Below are 17,633 nucleotides of genomic sequence, written 5' to 3' on the forward strand. Positions count from 1 at the left end.
GAATTGTCCTCGCAATTCGTCGTACCTGGGCATTGGCTGGGAATTGGGCCCATTTGTGAATCCGGCAATCGGTACTGAGGGGCGGTAGAGAAGCCATTTCAGTGCGGAATGCCGCAACCGATGACACGGAGGGTGATGTTCTCCGGGCCGGCCGGCCCGGTAACGTCAGCGCCGGCGAGGACGGGGAGGTGGGCGTGGCGCGTGGTGGCATCTTCTGCGTCGAGGGCCAGTGGCACCGGGATCTCAACGAGCGCGGGTCCGTGCTGCCCACCCTGGAACTGCTCGAACGGCTGGGCAAGGTCCGCTTCATTCACAAGGACGCGGCCACCCGGGACGAGCTGTTCTACTTCATTGACCGCTGGCTGCTGAAGCAGTACGCCGACCATCGGCTCGGCTTCTTCGCCATGCACGGCGAACCCAACCGGTTGTGCCTCACCGACTGGCACTCGGTCGAACTCACCGAGGTGGCCGACCTGATGGCCGGACGCTGCGAGGGGCGCCGTCTCTACTTCGGCAGCTGTTCGGTGCTGCGCGCCCCCGAGCCGGTGCTGCGGGACTTTCTCGCCGTCACCGGCGCCGCATTGATCTGCGGCTTCACCCGCGAGGTCGACTGGGTCGAGTCAGCGGCGTTCGAGACCGTCCTGCTCGACGTGCTCGCCAACGGCCGCCGGCACAACGCCGCCGAGCTGCGGATGGGCTCGGCGCACTGGGCACCGCTCGCCTCGTACCTGGGCTTCCGGATCATCTACGCCAACGGCCGGGCCTGGCGACCGTCGCTGCGCCCCCGCGTACCCAGCCAGCCGTCCGCCGGTCAGCACGCCTGAGTGCTGGTAGAAACGAGCGATGGCACGCATGATCGCTCGTAACACCCGGGTCGACCGGGACGAACTTGTCGAGTTTCTCCGCCCCCGGCACCGGGTGGTGCTGATGACCACCCGCGCCGACGGCCGGCCGCAGTCCTCGCCGGTCGCCGCCGGGTTGGACACCGAGGGCCGGCTGGTGATCTCCAGCTATCCGGAGCGCGCGAAGGTCGCCAACGTCCGCCGCGACCCCCGCGTGTCGGCCTGTGTGCTCTCCGACGACTGGAACGGCCCGTGGGTGCAGGTCGACGGCACCGCCGAGGTGCTGGACCTGCCCGAAGCCCTCGAACCGCTGGTGGAGTACTTCCGCAGCATCTCCGGCGAGCATCCGGACTGGGACGAGTACCGGGCGGCGATGCGGCGGCAGGGCAAGTCGCTGATCAGGATCACCATCACCGGGTGGGGGCCGGTGGCGACCGGCGGCTTTCCGGCCCGACTGGCCGACTGACCCGCGCGGGGCGCGGCGAAGTGCCGCGCCCCGCCCGGGTTCAGCGCCGAGCCGTCGCGTACGCGGCGCAGCCGATCAGTTCCATCGACACCTGGAGCCGTTCCAGGCTGATGTTCTTGGCGATGGTGTCCTCGGGGCTGTGGTACGGCGGCTCCAGCAACGCCGGTGACTCCTCGCCACGCCAGGAGAAGTTCGCGCTGGCGATGCCGACCTCCTGGAACGACTGGTGGTCGCTGGCGCCGCGCTGGGTCACCGGCGAGATCCGCGGCTCGTAGCCGAGCCGCCGGGCGGCGGCGGAGACCTCGTCGGTGGCTCGGTTGCTCTCGCCGGTGAACGACAACAGCCAGTACCGGGTCGCCGGGTCCCAGCTGGTGGCGACCATGTCGTTCTGGTACACGGCGAGGATCCGGTCCCGCTCGGGCTGCGGCAGTTGAGCCACGTAGTAGCGCGAACCGATCAACCCCTGCTCCTCCGAGCCCCACAGGGCGAACCGCACCGTGGCGTTGATCGGCACCGCCTTCAACACCCGGGCCAGTTCCAGGCAGAGCACGGTGCCCGAGCCGTCGTCGTTGGCGCCCGGCGCGCCGATGACCGAGTCGTAGTGGGCGCTGACCATCACGACCGGACCGTTGCGGCCGGCCCGGCCGCGTCGCTCACCCAACACATTGTGCGAGGTCAACCCTCGGTGTGCGGTGGTGGCGACGGTCAGGGTGAGCGGCCCGGCGGCCAGCAACGCACGTAGCCGGTGCTTCTGCGCCTGCGCCACCCCGACGACCGGGATCGGCAGCGGCGCGGCGGCGGAGCCGGGCAGGGTGGGAGAGAACGCCGACGCGCGACGGGGTGCCACCAGGTCGGCCGGCAGGAAGACCACGGCTGCCGCCCCGGCCGCCACGGCGGTGGCGGCGAGCTGTTCGCGCTGGGCCGCGACATAGTCCACAAGTACGATCCGGCCACTGACGTCGGCCGGGTAGTCGCCGGGCGTACCCGCGCCGACATCGACCACGGGCGCGGTCACCCTGGTGTCCAACGCGGCCTGTCCGCTCGCGCCGACCTGCCAGTTCAGGTCCCGAGGCAGCCCCGCCGGCGAGCTGAGCTGGGCGAGGAACTTGTCGGCGACCGGGAAGGGCTGCAGCGTGGTGTCGTAGCGCAGCCGGTCGAGCTGGCCGGCGATGTAGTGCGCCGCCCGGCGCTCCGAGTCGGTGCCGCCGATGCGAGGGCCGATGTCCTCGGAGAGCACCTTCAGGTGTTGCAGGGCGCGCTTCGCCGACAGTTGCGCGGCGACGATCCGGTCGTGGGGGGTGAGGGTCGGGGGCCGGTGCGCGCCCGGACGCCGGTCGGTGGCGGCCCAGGCAGGGGCGGGCAGCGTCACGGCGGCGGCGCCACCGAGGGCGACGGTCAACATCCGTCGCCGGTTGAGCGAACCTGATCCGGTGGTGCGGGACGATTCGTGCGGGGTTGTCACGGTGTCGTCGAGCGAGGCCAAGACGGCGTCCTCCTGATTCGAGGTCCGACCCGCGCGTCAGGGGTGTGACGTGCGGGTCACAGAGACTCGAATCTATCCGTCGGGCTGCCGTCGCTCAAGATCAGAGATCAGTACCCGGCGGTGAAGCGCATGTTCCGGAAGCGCCGGTTCTCGATCTCGTCGACCACCGCGACCGCCAGGTCCTCGTAGCTGAGCACGCTGCGTCCCTGCGCGTCGGTCACCGGCTGGTCGGTGCCGGTGCGGTACCGGCCGGTCCGCTCGCCCGGGTGGAACTCCAGCGGTGGCGGGCTGACGTACGTCCAGGTCACCCCGTCGGCCGAGGAGCGGTACAGGTCCAGGGCCTCCGCCTGCCCCAACGCGGAGTCGCGGTACTCGTCGGGAAAGTCCGGGTCGTCCAGCAGCCGGTTACCCGCCGGGTTGAGCAGGGTGGCGCCGCCGCCGATGTGGATCACCCGAGGTGCCGCCGGCATTCCGCGTAACGCGGCGAGCAGGGTCCGCGCCGCGTCGGGCCAGAGCGTACGGTCGCCGCCGCCGATCGCCACCACCAGCGCGTCCGCCTCCGGCGCCAACTCCCGCACACTGCGCTCACTTGTCGCGTCACCGGTGACGACCCGAACCCCGGCCGGCAGGTACGACGCGTCCGCCTCCGGGCGGCGTACCGCAGCCACCACCCGGTGACCTCGGTTGAACGCCTCCCTGACGATCCGGGAGCCCGCGGTGCCGGCCGCACCGAACACGACGATGTTGACCACGCCTCCCAGGCTAGGGATTCGGTCGGGTGGGTGTCGGCGGAACGGCTCAGTCGACGAGCGCCGAGTAGACCAGCTGGCGTAGCTGCGGCCGGATGGGCCAGGTGCTCGACGGCATCAGCTGGGTGAAGAACATGGCGGTGATCTCCTCGACCGGGTCGACCCAGAACGCGGTGCTGGCCACGCCGCCCCAGTAGTACTCGCCGACGCTGCTCGGCACCCGGCTCGGCACCGGGTCGTCGACGACCGCGAAGCCGAGACCGAACCCGATGCCGTCCAGGTTGGTCTCGGCGAACCCGCCGGTGGACAGCGTGCCGAGGTCCTGCCCGCCGGGCAGGTGGTTGCGAGCCATGAAGCGCACCGTCCGGGGGCCGAGCAGACGCGTGCCGTCCAGCTCGCCGCCGCGCAGCAGCAGTTGGGTGAAGCGGTGGTAGTCGGCGGCCGACGAGATCAGCCCACCGCCGCCGGAGAGCAGCACCGGCTTCTCGTACGCCAGCGCGCCCAGCGCGTCGTGCCGCACCGCGCGACCGGACGCCGGATCCGGCACGTACAGGGCGGCCAGCCGGTCGGCGTCGGCGCCGTCGACGTGCCAGCGGGTGTCGCCCATGCCCAGCGGACGCAGGATCCGTTCGGTCAGGAAGGTGTCCAGGCTCTGCCCGGAGACCACCTCGATCAGCCGGCCGAGCACGTCGGTGGCGACCGAGTAGCCCCAGGCGGTACCGGGCTGGAACAGCAACGGCAGCTCACCGAAGACCCGGCAGGCGTCGGCCAGGTCGACCTCGGCCGGTGGGTAGAGGTCGTAGCCGGCGGCCCGGTACAACCCGTCGACCACCGACGTCTGCATGAAGCCGTAGGTCAACCCGGCGGTGTGGGTGAGCAGGTGCCAGATCCGGATCGGCTCGATCGCCGGCACGGTGTACGGCTTGAGCGTCGAGCCCTTGGAGTAGACCCGCATGTCGGCGAACTCGGGCAGCCAGCGCCCGATCTCGTCGGTCAGCTCGAAGCGGCCCTCCTCCCAGAGCATCATCGCCGCGACCGAGGTGATCGGCTTGGTCATCGAGTAGATCCGCCAGAGGGTGTCCGGCTGCACCGGCGTGCCCGCCTCGCGGTCCCGCAGCCCGTACGTCGAGCTGTGCGCGATCTCGCCGCGCCGGGTGACCACCGCCTGCCAGCCGGCGAGCCGGCCGGCGTCGACGTAGCTGGCGAAGTGTTCGTCGATCCGGGCCAGCCGCGTCGGGTCGAATCCGACCTGCTCCGGCTCGATGCTGGGTGCCATGCTCACCCCAGCGAACCTACCGGCCGGTACGCGGGGCGGGGAAGGCATGTTGTCGGGGTCACTGGTTAGCCTGCGGGACATGCCGGAGCCGACCGAGGACGTCACCTTCCACGACGAGGACTGGTACGCCGAGGAGCTGACCGACCGGCACTTCGTCAACTGCACCTTCCACCGGGTGGATCTCACCGAGGCGACCAGTCGGGGCGCGGTCTTCGAGGGCTGCACCTTCGGCGACGTGACGTTCAACGTCTCCCGGCACGCCGACTCGGCCTTCACCCGGTGCGTCTTCATCCGGTGCAACCTCTTCGAGGCGGAGTTCACCGGCTGCAAGCTGCTGGGCAGCACCTTCGACCGCTGTGACCTGCGGCCGTTGACGGTGACCGGAGGTGACTGGTCGTTCCTCACCCTCGCCGGCGGCGATCTGCGCGGCACGCGGTTCAGCGGCGTACGGATGCGGGAGACCGACCTGTCCGGGGCCGACCTGACGGGCGCGTCGCTGACCGGGTGCGACCTGTCCGACGTGCAGTGGCGCGGCGCCCGGCTCTCCGGTGCGGACCTGCGCGGCAGTGACCTGGCCGGGTTGGATCCGACGGTGGTGCACCGCGTCGGGGCGGTCATCGACGTGATGCAGGCGGCGACGCTGGCCCAGGCCCTGGGCTTCGATGTCCGGGGCTGAAGCCGTCGTGGCGAAGACATGAATTCTCTGTCGTCTATGCGAATCAGTCTCGGTGTCTCGGCTTTCGACGCCTCTAATGGGTGAGACAGCCGGTATCGCCTGGCCGTCCGTACATCGACCCCGACTCATGGAGGATTGGCGTCCGATGATCCGTACCGTTCAGGCCGCGCTCGTCGCGGCAGTGCTGACCGTGGTCGCGGTGGTGGTACCGGTGGGGCCGGCTGCGGCGGCAGCCAGTTGCTCGACCTCGTCGTCACAGGCGATCGTGGGGGGCTATCGGGTCACTCTCCGCTGTGACGAGGCGGGATACATCCATGGCTTCGGCCGTACGCTGACCGACGCGAACCTGGAGGCGTTGCGTCTGTACCAGCTCTACCTCACCTACGGCGTGAGCTGCCGGGGCTCGCTCATCGACTCCCTGGTGGGCGGGTTCGACGTGTCGATCTACTGCCCGGGGTCGTACACCAACAGCTTCGGCAGCAACCTCACGGACGCGGCAGCCGAGGCCCGGGAACTCGTGACGATGCGGCTCTCCGGCGGCCCGGACTGCGATGGCACCACCGTCGCGGCAATCGTCGGCGGCTACCGGGTGACGCTCTTCTGCACTGTGCGGTACGTCCGCGGTCAGGGCAGCACGCTCACGGAGGCAGCACAGATCGCCCGGCTCACCGCAGCGCTTGGTTGAGAGCGGGCCGCCGGCCGGTCGTTGCCCGGCCGGCGGCCCGCTTCGGCAGTAGCCTGGTCGGCGACCGTCCCACACGACCGGGAGGACAGGATGACCACGGGCGAAGGGGTGCTGGACAGCCCCACGAACTGGGTGGCCGAGCACATCAACCGCTACGTCGAGACCGATGGCGCCGACGGTCACGAGTGGCGGCCGGGCGTCTTCACGCTGCTGCTGACCACTCGTGGCCGGCGCAGTGGCGCACTGCGGCGCACCGCGCTGATCTACGGCCGGTCCGGCGACGCGTACGCGGTGGTCGCCTCCCAGGGTGGAGCCCCGCAGCACCCGGCGTGGTATCTCAACCTGCTGGCCGAGCCGCAGGTCGAGGTGCAGGTCGGCGCTGACCGGTTCACGGCCCGGGCGCGGGTGGCCACGGCGGAGGAGAAGGCGCGGCTGTGGCCGGTGATGACCGCCATCTGGCCGGCCTACGACGACTACCAGGCGAAGACCGACCGGGACATCCCGGTGGTACTGCTTGAACGCGACTGACGAGACGACCCCGGGGAGGACGAACGATGCCCGCTTTCGCGTTGGCACACCTGCGGAACCCGCAGGTCAACGAGGATATTCTGACCTACCTGGAGCGGATCCAGGCCACGCTGGAGCCTTACGGCGGCCGGTTCGTGGTGCACGGCCCGGAGGTGGACGTACGCGAGGGAGAGTGGCCGGGCAGCGTGGTCATCCTCGAGTTTCCCGACCGGCAGCAGGCTCACGCCTGGTACGACTCGCCGGCCTACCAGGAGATCCTGCCGCTGCGTACGCGTCACATCGACGCCTCGGCGATCATCTTCGACGGGGTGGGACCGGGCTATGACCCCGGCCGGACCGCGGCGGCGCTGCGGGCGCAGGCGACGACCGGCTGAGCCCACGGGACAGTTTGTCCGTCACTCCGGGTCCACCGGGTCGTAACGTCCTGCTGTCCGTGTTCGACCGTCCTGTGTGGAGGCCAGGCCGATGAACAGCAGCAGCAGTACCGTCCGTCCCGCTCCGCCCACCGGTGAGCGGTCCGGGGTGGGGCTGCGGGAGATCCCGCTGCCGCCGTACGTGACCGCCGAGGATGCCCAGTTCGCCGTGCGGGCTGTCGTGGTGCACGCGCCACGAAGCTGGTCGGGCGGCACGGTCTGCCGCAACGACGCCAGCCCGCACCCGTGCCGATTGCATCGGTGGGGCACCCGGGTGCTCGCGCTACGCGGTCTGCACGACGCCGACATCGCCGCGTTGATCGAGCGCGGGGATCCCGCTGCCCCGCTGCCGTCCCGGCCTCCGGCCTGACCGACGCGAGGCGGCGTAACCTGCTCGGATACCCGTCCAGCGGGCCGTCATGCCTTGTGTCGCGCTGACATCGCTCTATTTGACGGACGCCTCGACAGCGGGCACCGTTGGGGTCTGGAGGGGCCTTGAGCTGCCCCGATGTGGCGGTGGGTGGCACCGCCTGGGAGCCCAGAAACCCACGAGGAGTCCCACCATGCTCACGATGACCGACAATGCCGTCCTGGTGATCCGTGATCTCGCCGCGCAGCAGGACGTCTCCGAGGGCGGCGGCGTACGCATCGCCGCGGACACCACCGCCGGCTCGCTCACCGTCGAGTTGGTGCCCGCGCCGATCGAGGGCGACCACGTGGTCGACAACCAGGGTGCCCGGATCTTCCTGGATTCCGATGCGGCCGACCTGCTCGGTGATGCCTCGGTCGACGCGACCGTTGACGACGAGGGTGTCGTGCAGTTCGGGTTCACCGAGAAGGAGTAGCTCGGGCCAGCGCGTTCAGTACGTGGGCCAGATGGTGTGAGGTGCTCCACGCCATCCAGTTGGTGGCCGAGCCGGCCCCGGCACCCCGCCTCGCTCGGCGGGCGATTTCCTGATCGCCCCAGGAGAAGCTCGCGCCCGTGGCCGGCCAGTGCGGGCCCGACACCAGCGTGCGACACAGGTCGGCGATCCGCTGGTCGCCCTGCCCACGGCGGCGCGACCAGCGGTGGATCAACCAGGCGCCGTCGCCGGTGTAGGGGACCGTCAGGTGCCGGTCGACGGCCGGCTGGGCCGCGGCCGAGGTCACGCCGTAGTCGCCGAAGGTCACCCCCAGGTCGGCCAGTCGCTGCCAGAGCAGCCAGTCCCAGCGATCCACCCGTACCGGCTCGTCGATGGGCAGTCGGGACAGGGCCGGCGGCATGCCACCGGCCACCACGCTCACCGAACGCCAGGCGTGTCGGCGGGCCCAGTCCAGCATCCGCCGGACCCGGGGCTCGGCCAGCCGGACGTCGGCCGGGCAGCACACGTCACCACAGTCGAGCACCAGATCACACTGCTCAGGGGCCAGCCGTGCGTGTCTTCCGATCCGCTCCACGGCCGTGGTGGTGGCGTCGGGACCGGCCCGGTCCTGCCGTAGCCGCAGGCGTACCACGCCCCGTCGGGTCTGCGCGCGGGACATGGCACCGAGCGCCGCCAACCGCCGCTCACCGTCCGTCAGGCCGATCACCGGCACCAGCGGTACGCCCCGGCGGGCCAACGCGGAGGCCGTGGTGTCGGGTAGGGCGCCGATATCGACGGCGGGAAGCAGCCCGGGTGGCAGTCGGGTCAGCGGGTCGATGACGGTTTTGTCGACTTCGGACAGTTGCAGGATCGGGCTGAGCATCGGGGCGAGGGCGTCGTCGAGGTGGCCGAGCGCCTCCAACTCCCCGCGCCGTGCGGTGAGGACAGGACGGTAGACCGGCTCCTCCGCCCGTCCTCCGGGGGCGGGCATCATAATTCAATGTAGCCAGACGATTACCCACCACCCAGAGCGGAGCAGCGGGAAATCGCCGGACAGGTGTCAACTGCCTGACTATCCTCGCGTGGTGTCTGACGCACCGACCCGGTACCGGTCCGCCGACGAGGACAGCGCCCGCTGGCAGGGCTTCCCCTTCCGCCCCGGGGACATCGTGATCAGCACCCGCTCCAAGAGCGGGACGACCTGGATGCAGATGATCTGCGCCCTGCTGGTGTTGCGTACGCCGGAACTGCCGGCCCCGCTGACCGAGCTGTCACCCTGGCTCGACTGGCTGGTCGAGCCGAAGGAGCGGGTTTACGCGCGGCTGGCCGCCCAGCGGCACCGCCGCTTCATCAAGACCCACACCCCGCTGGACGGGGTACCGATTGATCCCCGGGTGCACTACGTGGTGGTGGCCCGCCATCCGCTCGACGCGGCGGTCTCGCTGCACCACCAGAGTGCCAATCTGGATCGCGCCCGGCTCGCCGAGCTGACCGGTCAGCCCGCGACACCGGAGTCGGAGAGCCCTCGCCCGTCGGTCGAGCAGGCGCTCGTACGCTGGATCGACGCGAATCCGGATCCACGCGCTGAACTGGATTCGTTGCCGGGTGTCATGTGGCATCTACGCGACGCCTGGGCCCGCCGGCACCAGCCGAACGTGCACCTCGTCCACTACGACGACCTTCGGGCCGACCTGACCGGGCAGATGCGGCACCTGGCCGAACGCCTGGACCTCGAACCTCCCGGACCGCACCTGGTGGCGGCGGCCACCTTCGACCGGATGCGGGCCCGCGCCGACCGGCTCGCGCCCGACGCCGCCGGAGTGCTGAGGGAACGCAACGCCTTCTTCCGCAGTGGTCGGTCCGGTCAGGGCAACGAACTGCTGGACGCAACGGCCCGCGCCCACTACCGCGCCCGGGTCGCCACCCTGGCGCCGCCGGACCTGCTGGCCTGGCTGCATCGTGCCGAGGCGTAGCCGCCGGCGCCCCGGAGCGGCGGGTGCCGCTCCGGGGCGCTGACCGAGCCGTCTCCGGCCCGCTGATCGGGTCAGTCGTCGTCCCGGTCGTCGTCATCGTCGTCATCGTCATCGTCGTCGTCCCGGTCGTCATCGTCGTCCACCGGCTCCTGCTCGGCCTTGACGACCTCACCGGACTGCCGGTCGACGTCGATCTCGTGCTCGGTGCCGCCGTTGACGATCTCGACCTCCCAGACGGCCCGGCCGTTCTCCTCGTCCCGGTCGGTCTCGGTGATCTGTCCACCACCGGCCTGTGCCAGAGCGATCTCACCGGCCCGCTCCCGACTCACCGCATCACCCTCGGTCGCCGACTGGGTCTGCGCCGGAGCGCTGGGTGCGGCGCTGCTCGGATCGGTCGTGGTGGTGCCGCTCGGGTCGGCGGTCGCGGGGCCGGTGGGGTCGGCGGGGACAGCCGCGGTCGTCGGGGCGCCGGTCGCGGCGGTCAGGGTCGTCTGCCGTGCCGGACCGTCGTCCGCCGCCGCGACGCCGAGGAACACCCCGGCCACTGCGAGCACCGCCGCCGCGCCGCCGACCGACGCCAGGATCAGGGGGTTGCGCTTCATCGTCTACACCTCTCCTCGGTTGTTGCATCGAGGATCGGCCGTGCCGCGATAGCAGCGCGCTGTCCAAACCCTAAGCCCCGGTTAAGACCGGATCTGCTCACGGGCGGGGGTGGGGCCAGGTCGGGCGCGGCGGGTTACGCGCGGCCGAGCCAGAGCTTCACCTCTGCGCCGCCGCCGGTGCGCTCGCCCAGGGTCAGTCGGCCGCCGCTGGCCTGGGCCGCCCGGCGGGCGATGTCGAGCCCGAGTCCGGTCGAGCCGGCCTGGCTCGCTCCTCGGTGTACCAGGTCGGCCGTGATGCCGGGGCCTTCGTCGGCGACCGTCAGGACCACCTGGTCGCCGACGACGCGGAGCCGGACGGCGAAGGGGGTGCCGTCCGGGGTGTGCGCGAAGACGTTGCCGAGCAGGGCGTCCAGCGCGGCGGCCAGCTCGTCGGCCGCGACGGCGACCGGAACCGGGCCGGGTGTCAGGTCGAGGTCGACCGCGCGGCCGGTCTCCTCCGCCAGCACCGACCAGAAGGCGACCCGGTCCGCCACGGTGGTCGCGGCGTCGGCGACCACCGCGCCATCAGTGGGGGTACGCCAGCGGGCCTGCCGGATCAGACCGGTGACCGCCCGCTCAAGGCCGTCCACCGCGTCGATCACCCGGGCGGCGTCCTGCGGGTCGCGCAGTGACTCGGCCTCCAGCCGCAGGGCGGTCAGCGGCGTACGCAGCCGGTGCGACAGGTCGGCCACCTGTTCCCGCTCGTGCACCAGCAACTCCTGGATCCGGCCGGCGAGGTGGTTGAGGGCGCCACCCACCTCGCGCAACTCGACCGGTCCCGACGGGCTCACCCGCGCGTCCAGCTCGGCGTTGGCCAACCGGTGCGAGACCTCCGACAGCTCGCTGATCGGGCGGACCAGCGTGCGGGCCAGCCGGTCGGCGACGGCCAGGGCGATCAGCACCAGCAGCGCTCCGAGCAGGGCCAGCACCAGCCAGGCACGACCCACGCCGACGGTCATCTCCGCACGCGGCACCACGGTGCGGATCACGGTGGTGCCGTCCGTGCGGCCCTGCACCGCGATGACCACCTCCCGGCCATCGGCCGTCTCGGCGGTGAGGCTCTGCCCGCGCTCGGCCAACTCCACCGCCGGGGTACGGGTGGCGTTCGAGCCGAGCACCGTGCCGTCCGGCAGGAACACGCTGACCGGCCGGGCCGATTCGGCGGCGAGCTGCTCGACGGTCAGCCGTACGGTCTCCGCGTCGGCGGCGCCCACCACCGGAGCGAGGCTCTGCGCGTCGGCGGTGGCCCGTACCGTGGCCCGGTCCTCGGCGGCGGTGCGCAGCAGCAACGCCAGCGGCACCAGGAAAGCGATCACGATGAGGACGCTGACCGCGGCCACCAGCAGCGCCAGGCGCGCCCTCACCCGCCGACCTCCGGAGCGACCAGCCGCACCCCGACTCCGCGTACCGTGTGCAGGTAGCGCGGCTGCTGGGCACTCTCGCCGAGCTTGCGGCGCAGCCAGGACAGGTGCACGTCAACGGTCTTGTCCGCACCGCCGTACGGGATCTGCCACACCTCGGTCAGCAGCTCCCGCTTGGTCACCACCTCACCGACCCGGGTGGCCAGATGCCGCAACAGGTCGAACTCGCGCGGGGTCAGCTCGACCGGCGCGCCGTCGAGGCTGACCTGCCGGGAGCGGGGGTCGATGCGCAGCCCACCGACCACCACCGTCGGATCCTCCGTCGGTCCACCTGATCCGCGACGTAGCACCGCGCGTACCCGCGCGTCGAGCTGGGCGGCGGTGAACGGTTTGACCACGTAGTCGTCGGCCCCCGCGTCGAGCACCTGGACGATCTCCCGTTCGTCGTCGCGGGCGGTGGCCACGATGACCGGGACGACGCTGACGGCCCGCAGCATCCGCAGCAGCTCGCGGCCGTCCAGGTCGGGCAGCCCGAGGTCGAGTACGACCAGATCGGGGCGGTCGTCGAGGGCGTCGCGCAGCCCGGTCATCGCGGTCGAGGCGGCGGCCACGGCGTGTCCCCGCTCGCGCAGCGCCCGCACAAGCGGGGCACGGATGGTCAGGTCGTCCTCGATCAGCAGCAGGCGGGCCACAGCAGGCAGGGTATCCCCGGCGATCCGCGTCGGCCGGCTTCGTTAACCGTCCCTTAGCGTTGCCCGAAGGTAGCCCCAACCGTTGATCGGGGATAGTCGGGTGATGGGCCGTCGAACCTTCCTCGCCGTGGCCGGTTGGCTGGCCACCGCGGTCGTTGCCACACTGGTCGGGATCGCCGCGATCCGGTTGGTGGGGGAGAGCCTCACCGGTACGCCCGGTGGGGTACGCAGCCAGGAGGAGATCGCCCGCGCGCTCGCCGAGCCGGTCCCGGCCGGCACCGGATCCTCCGGCGGCGCGCCGACCGGTACCCCGGCACCCGGCAACGGGCCGACCGGCGTCGGCCCGGACGGGTCGCCATCGGGCCCGGTGTCGCCGGGCGACCCGAGCACGGTGCCGGGCAACCGGCGCGGCTTCTCCACGGTGGGCGGCAGCGCGGTTGCCGAGTGCGTGCCGGGCGGGGTCTACCTGGTTTCCTGGAGCGCGCGACCGGGTTACCGGGTCGACGACGTCGATCGTGGCCCGGACGACGACGCGGACGTCACGTTCGTCGGGCCGAGCGGCGAGTACGAGCTGTCCGTTCGATGCGCGGGTGGGGTGCCCACCGTCGACCTCGACGACGACTGAGCCGCGCACACGTCTCAGGTATCACCGCAGGTCAGTAGCATGATCAACAGGCCCAATGTCTCGTATCGGACAGTCATTCGCCTGGCTGCCGACAGGGAACGCGACATACGTTCGAGGCGCAAAGGGGGCTGATCGGCGCTGATCCCCCTTTAGGTATCGCAACCAACTCAACACGCCAGGGCCGCTCGGCCGGGTCGGGGAAGGAGTCCGATGTCCAGCGCGCGAGCCAGGAGCAGAGGTGCACCGCAGCCGGTGCCGGGGGACGAGGCCACGGCCCACGCCGAGGCCGAACACACCACCTGCGCCGGCGGCGGCATGCCATCGACCGCGAGAGTCCTCTTCGCCGTGGTCAACGCCGACGGTCACCTGGTCCGAGGGCTGGGCGCGGCGGCGGCCAACCGGTTGCGGACCGGGATGTACCAGGTGGTCTTCGACCAGGACGTGACCGGTGCCAGCATGGTCGGCACCGTCGGACTGCCGGGGAGCACCGGCCTTGCTCCGGCCGGACAGATCGCGGTCGCGGGTCGTACCGGCATCCCGAACGCCGTCTTCGTGACCACCTTCGACGGTGTCGGGTCGGCCGCCGACCGTCCCTTCCACCTGGCCGTGCTCTCCTGAGCAAGCGCCAGCCGCACACGAGCGCGCGGCGCCGTTGACCCGAGGGTCGAAACCGCGCCGCGCTCGGCCGTCTCCCACCGCCGCAGCCGTACGGCGGTACGTCAGCGGGGACCTGGCATGACCGGTCGCACCGGTCGCTGGTGTCGATCCCCGATCTGTGCCGGTCCAAACCGCCGGGCGGTGGTCAATTCCACCATTTGCGAACCGCGGCGTGGACCGGTCCGCAATGGGGTATGTGTCGGGGCATGGAGCACTTCACTATCGCTACCGTCGCCGAGAAGAGCCCGGACTTCCGGCGGGTGCTGTGGACCGGGAACCACACCCAATTGGTGATCATGACGATCCCGCCGGGCGGCGAGATCGGTGAGGAGGTCCATGAGGACATCGACCAGATCCTGACCTTCGTCAGCGGCACCGGTGAGGCGCGAGTGGCCGGGGAGAAGCGCGAGGTGGTACAGGGCGACCTGGTGGTCGTACCGGCCGGCACCCGCCACAACTTCGTCAACACCGGGCCCAACCCGCTGGTGCTCTACACCGTCTACGGGCCGCCGGAGCACGCCGACCAGGCCGTACACCGCACCAAGGAGGAGGCCGACGCCGCCGAGGCCGCTGGGAAGGACGAACCGCCCACCTCCTGATTTCTCCGCCCTCGCCGGTCTTCGCCCTGGGCGGCCGAGACCGGCGAGGCGTGGTGATGAGGCCCGGAATCCCGGGTACGCCGACCCGCATGGAGCAGCCGGCGATCTCCGACTACGGGTACCTCTCCGACTGCCGCTCGGGCGCGTTGGTCAGCCGGGCCGGCTCGATCGACTGGTGGTGCCCGAACCGGTTCGACTCGCCGTCGGTCTTCGGTCGGCTGCTCGACCCGAACGGCGGTCACTGGCAACTGGCACCGGTGGCCGCAGGACAGTCCGGGCACCGGGTGCAGCGCTCGTACCAGCCGGACACGCTGGTGCTGCGCACCGTGCACCACACCGCGGAGGGCAGCGTGGCCGTCACCGACGCCCTCGCCGCCGAGGTGGGCGCCCGCGCCCACGAGTTCGGCATGCGCTCCCCGGCCGTGCTGCTGCGCGTCGTCGAGGGACTGTCCGGCCGAGTGCCGATGACCTTGGACTACCGCCCGCGACCGGAGTACGGCCTGCTCACCCCGTACCTGAGGGAGTTGCCGGACGGCTCGGTCACGGCCGTGGCCGGGCCGGTGGCGTTGGTGCTGCGCAGTACCGGGCTGCCCCTACGCGTCGAACAGGACCGGGTGCGGCAGACGTTCACCGTCGACGCGGGGCAGGCGCTCGGTTTCGATCTGGCCTACGCGTCGGCGTACGGCGAACCACCGGCCCGGCTGGACCCGATCTCCACCCTGACGGACACGGTGCTGGCCTGGGAGGCGTTCCGCGAGAGCCACCGGTACGAGGGGTGCTATGCCGAGGTGGTGCGGCACAGCGCAACGGTCCTCACCGGCCTCACATACGCCCGCAGCGGCGCGGTCGCCGCGGCGTCGACCACCTCGCTGCCGGAACAGTTCGGCACCGACCGCAACTACGACTACCGCTTCTGCTGGCTGCGGGACTTCGCCATGACGATGCGGGCGCTGTGGGTGGCGGCCTGCCCGACCGAGTCGTCCCGCCTGTTCGAATGGGCCGCCCGCTCGATCGGCCGGATCGGTTCCGATCCGGTGCCCGTGCTGTTCGGGCTCGAAGGGGAACGCGACGTTTCCGAGCATGTCTGTCCCCACCTGCTCGGCTACGCCGGAAACGGACCGGTACGCGCCGGCAACGACGCCTGGCGGCAGCGGCAGCTCGACGTGCCGGGTGAGGTCATCTCGGCGGTGTGGCGGATGCACGACTACCTCGGCGAGCAACTCCCCGCCGAGCTGCGCGACATGGTGCTCGGCCTCACCGAGCAGGTGGCGACCACCTGGCGACTGCCCGACCGGGGCATCTGGGAACCGCGCGACCGGGAGCGGCACTACCTGTCGTCCAAGGTGCTCTGCTGGGTGGCGATGGACCGGGCGGTGCGGCTGGCCCCGCAGTTGGGGGAGCAGGCGGACGTGCGGCGCTGGGCCGGCATCCGGGACGAGATCCGGGCCACCATCCTCCGCGACGGTTTCGACGAGCGCCGGGGTGTCTTCACTACTGCCTTCGGGTCGCCGGACCTGGACGCGGCAGCCCTGTACCTGCCGGTGGTGGGGTTCCTGCCGGCCACCGACCCACGGATGTGGGCCACCATCGAAGCGGTCGAGCGGGAACTCGGCGGGGACAACGGATTGATCCACCGCTGGGAGGACGACCCGGCCGGATTCGTGCTCTGCTCGTTCTGGCTGGTGGAGTGCCTGGTGCTGGCGGGCGAACGGGAACGGGCCGCCCGGCTGTTCGAGCAGGTCACCGGGTACGCCAACGACGTGGGGCTGTTCAGCGAGCAGATCGATCCGGCCACCGGGGCGCACCTGGGCAACACGCCGCAGGCGCTGTCCCACATCGGTCAGGTCAACGCCGCGTGGCGGCTGACCGATCCCACCGCCGAATGACGTCCGCGACGTCCCGCCTCGACGGCGGGGCGCCACCACACGTCAACGGGGCAGCACCGGTACGCCGGACACGTCGATCGTCTCCGGATACTTCACGCCAGCACCGGTGTTCAGCACGACCACGCGTTCACCCGCCCGGATCCAGCCGCCGGCCCGCAACCGACGCGCGGCCGTCAGGCAGGCGGCCCCCTCGGGGCAGAGCAGCAGGCCCTCCCGGGCGGCGAAGTCCCGCAGGTCGGTCAGGATCTCGGTGTCGTCCACCGCGATCGCGGTGCCGGCGGTGGCGCGCAGCGCGGCGAGAATCAACTCGTCGCCCAACGGCGCCGGAACGGTGATGCCGAACGCCACCGTGTGGGCGTCCTCCCACGGTTGTGCCCGGTCGTCCCCGGCGGCGAACGCCCGCACGATCGGCGCGCAGCCGGTGGCCTGCACCGCCACCAGACGGGGCAGCTTGTCCTCGACCCAGCCCAACTCCCGCAGCTCGCCGAGAGCCTTGTGGATGCCGATCAGCCCCACGCCACCGCCGGTCGGATAGATGATGACGTCGGGCACCTGCCAGCCCAGCTGCTCGACGATCTCGTACCCCATCGTCTTCTTGCCTTCGAGGCGGTACGGCTCGCGCAGCGTGCCGGCGTCGAAGACGGTGCCCTCGGCGGCCGCGACCAGCGCGGCCACCTGGCGCCCGGCGTCGCCGATCAGGCCGTCGATCAGGCGCAGGTCGGCACCGGCGGCCACGCACTCCCGACGACAGATGCTCGGTGCGGACAGTGGCATCACGATGGTGGCGCCCAGCCCCGCCCGGGTCGCGTAGGTGGCCCACGCCGCGCCCGCGTTGCCGTTGGTCGGCATGGCGATCCGCCGGATGCCCAGCTCCCGGGCCCGACTCACGCCGACAGCGGCACCACGCGCCTTGAACGAGCCGGTCGGCGTCAACCCCTCGTCCTTGACCAGCAGGTCGTCGACGCCGATGTCCGCGCCGTACGCCGGCGCGCGCAGCATCGGCGTCCATCCCTCGCCGAGGGTGGTGACGTGCCGCGGGTCGGCCACCGGCAGCAGCTCCCGGTAACGCCACAGATCGGCCGCGCGCAACCCGAACCGCTCCGGCTCGATCACCCGCCCGGCCGCCGCGAGGTCGTAGCGCGCCAGCAGCGGTGAGCCGCATTCGCAGAGGTTCTGCGGTACGCCAGCGTCGTGTTCCCGGCCGCAGCGCGGGCATTCGAGGTGGGTCAGATACACGCC

The 17,633-nt window shown here is 71.4% G+C and carries 21 protein-coding genes; 13 read left to right on the forward strand and 8 right to left on the reverse strand.

Annotated features, from left to right (window positions below; genetic code table 11):
• Positions 1-194 precede the first annotated feature (194 nt).
• The gene (locus KBX50_RS25235) at positions 195-824 is read left to right on the forward strand and encodes a DUF6642 family protein (protein WP_210940212.1); all 630 of its coding nucleotides are present in this window, start codon (positions 195-197) and stop codon (positions 822-824) included.
• 19 nt (positions 825-843) lie between these two features.
• The gene (locus KBX50_RS25240) at positions 844-1,308 is read left to right on the forward strand and encodes a PPOX class F420-dependent oxidoreductase (RefSeq protein WP_093401943.1); all 465 of its coding nucleotides are present in this window, start codon (positions 844-846) and stop codon (positions 1,306-1,308) included.
• Between the two features lie 40 nt (positions 1,309-1,348).
• On the opposite strand, the gene KBX50_RS25245 is transcribed toward KBX50_RS25240, so the two are convergent.
• The 3 genes from KBX50_RS25245 to KBX50_RS25255 form a co-directional block, all read right to left on the reverse strand.
• On the reverse strand, positions 1,349-2,791 hold the full coding sequence (locus tag KBX50_RS25245) for a M20/M25/M40 family metallo-hydrolase (protein WP_247674399.1): 1,443 nt from the start codon (positions 2,789-2,791) through the stop codon (positions 1,349-1,351).
• A gap of 107 nt (positions 2,792-2,898) precedes the next feature.
• Positions 2,899-3,543 carry an NAD(P)-dependent oxidoreductase gene (locus KBX50_RS25250; RefSeq protein ID WP_210940174.1) on the reverse strand — a complete coding sequence of 215 codons (645 nt, stop codon included), beginning with the start codon at positions 3,541-3,543 and terminating at the stop codon, positions 2,899-2,901.
• 46 nt (positions 3,544-3,589) lie between these two features.
• Positions 3,590-4,816, reverse strand: coding sequence for a serine hydrolase domain-containing protein (locus KBX50_RS25255; RefSeq protein ID WP_247674407.1), 1,227 nt, complete (start codon positions 4,814-4,816; stop codon positions 3,590-3,592).
• 79 nt (positions 4,817-4,895) lie between these two features.
• Between KBX50_RS25255 and KBX50_RS25260 the strand changes: the two genes are divergently transcribed.
• The 6 genes from KBX50_RS25260 (at position 4,896) to KBX50_RS25285 (ending at position 7,963) form a co-directional block, all read left to right on the forward strand.
• Positions 4,896-5,492 (forward strand): pentapeptide repeat-containing protein, encoded by a 597-nt coding sequence (locus KBX50_RS25260; RefSeq protein ID WP_210940176.1) that lies wholly within the window; start codon positions 4,896-4,898, stop codon positions 5,490-5,492.
• A gap of 145 nt (positions 5,493-5,637) precedes the next feature.
• Positions 5,638-6,177: a hypothetical protein gene (locus tag KBX50_RS25265; protein WP_210940177.1), complete on the forward strand. Its 540-nt coding sequence runs from the start codon at positions 5,638-5,640 to the stop codon at positions 6,175-6,177.
• A gap of 90 nt (positions 6,178-6,267) precedes the next feature.
• On the forward strand, positions 6,268-6,705 hold the full coding sequence (locus tag KBX50_RS25270) for a nitroreductase family deazaflavin-dependent oxidoreductase (protein WP_210940178.1): 438 nt from the start codon (positions 6,268-6,270) through the stop codon (positions 6,703-6,705).
• A gap of 26 nt (positions 6,706-6,731) precedes the next feature.
• Positions 6,732-7,079, forward strand: a complete 348-nt coding sequence (locus KBX50_RS25275) for a DUF1330 domain-containing protein (RefSeq protein ID WP_210940179.1) — start codon at positions 6,732-6,734, stop codon at positions 7,077-7,079.
• Between the two features lie 91 nt (positions 7,080-7,170).
• Positions 7,171-7,488 carry a hypothetical protein gene (locus KBX50_RS25280; RefSeq protein WP_210940180.1) on the forward strand — a complete coding sequence of 106 codons (318 nt, stop codon included), beginning with the start codon at positions 7,171-7,173 and terminating at the stop codon, positions 7,486-7,488.
• Positions 7,489-7,681: 193 nt separating this feature from the next.
• Positions 7,682-7,963 carry an adhesin gene (locus tag KBX50_RS25285; RefSeq protein ID WP_093401937.1) on the forward strand — a complete coding sequence of 94 codons (282 nt, stop codon included), beginning with the start codon at positions 7,682-7,684 and terminating at the stop codon, positions 7,961-7,963.
• On the opposite strand, the gene KBX50_RS25290 is transcribed toward KBX50_RS25285, so the two are convergent.
• On the reverse strand, positions 7,947-8,951 hold the full coding sequence (locus KBX50_RS25290) for a beta family protein (protein WP_247674400.1): 1,005 nt from the start codon (positions 8,949-8,951) through the stop codon (positions 7,947-7,949). The two genes, KBX50_RS25285 and KBX50_RS25290, sit on opposite strands and share 17 nt — an antisense overlap.
• Before the next feature lie 94 nt (positions 8,952-9,045).
• Here KBX50_RS25290 and KBX50_RS25295 point away from each other — a divergent pair, with 94 nt between their 5' ends.
• A complete protein-coding gene (locus tag KBX50_RS25295; protein ID WP_210940182.1) occupies positions 9,046-9,933 on the forward strand; it encodes a sulfotransferase domain-containing protein in 888 nt (295 codons plus the stop codon).
• A 71-nt stretch (positions 9,934-10,004) separates the two neighbouring features.
• Here KBX50_RS25295 and KBX50_RS25300 read toward each other — a convergent pair whose 3' ends face one another.
• The 3 genes from KBX50_RS25300 to KBX50_RS25310 form a co-directional block, all read right to left on the reverse strand.
• Positions 10,005-10,535, reverse strand: a complete 531-nt coding sequence (locus KBX50_RS25300; RefSeq protein WP_210940183.1) for a PepSY domain-containing protein — start codon at positions 10,533-10,535, stop codon at positions 10,005-10,007.
• A gap of 134 nt (positions 10,536-10,669) precedes the next feature.
• Complete coding sequence (locus tag KBX50_RS25305; RefSeq protein WP_210940184.1) at positions 10,670-11,938, reverse strand: HAMP domain-containing sensor histidine kinase; 1,269 nt, start codon at positions 11,936-11,938, stop codon at positions 10,670-10,672.
• Entirely contained in the window at positions 11,935-12,627 is a 693-nt protein-coding gene (locus tag KBX50_RS25310) for a response regulator transcription factor (RefSeq protein WP_210940185.1), read from the reverse strand. Before KBX50_RS25310 ends, KBX50_RS25305 begins: the two co-directional genes overlap by 4 nt.
• Positions 12,628-12,730: 103 nt before the next feature.
• On the opposite strand from KBX50_RS25310, the gene KBX50_RS25315 reads away from it, so the two are divergent.
• The 4 genes from KBX50_RS25315 to KBX50_RS25330 all read left to right on the forward strand — a co-directional run bounded on the left by KBX50_RS25315 (position 12,731) and on the right by KBX50_RS25330 (position 16,394).
• Positions 12,731-13,252, forward strand: a complete 522-nt coding sequence (locus KBX50_RS25315; RefSeq protein WP_210940186.1) for a septum formation initiator — start codon at positions 12,731-12,733, stop codon at positions 13,250-13,252.
• A 210-nt stretch (positions 13,253-13,462) separates the two neighbouring features.
• A complete protein-coding gene (locus tag KBX50_RS25320) occupies positions 13,463-13,870 on the forward strand; it encodes a hypothetical protein (RefSeq protein WP_210940187.1) in 408 nt (135 codons plus the stop codon).
• Positions 13,871-14,103: 233 nt separating this feature from the next.
• A complete protein-coding gene (locus tag KBX50_RS25325) occupies positions 14,104-14,508 on the forward strand; it encodes a cupin domain-containing protein (RefSeq protein WP_170863296.1) in 405 nt (134 codons plus the stop codon).
• Positions 14,509-14,597: 89 nt separating this feature from the next.
• Positions 14,598-16,394: a glycoside hydrolase family 15 protein gene (locus KBX50_RS25330; RefSeq protein ID WP_210940214.1), complete on the forward strand. Its 1,797-nt coding sequence runs from the start codon at positions 14,598-14,600 to the stop codon at positions 16,392-16,394.
• Positions 16,395-16,436: 42 nt separating this feature from the next.
• On the opposite strand, the gene KBX50_RS25335 is transcribed toward KBX50_RS25330, so the two are convergent.
• Entirely contained in the window at positions 16,437-17,630 is a 1,194-nt protein-coding gene (locus tag KBX50_RS25335; protein ID WP_210940188.1) for a threonine synthase, read from the reverse strand.
• Between the last annotated feature and the right edge of the window lie 3 nt (positions 17,631-17,633).

Source organism: Micromonospora sp. C51 (assembly GCF_018070435.1).
In the GTDB taxonomy this organism is placed as follows: domain Bacteria; phylum Actinomycetota; class Actinomycetes; order Mycobacteriales; family Micromonosporaceae; genus Micromonospora; species Micromonospora sediminimaris.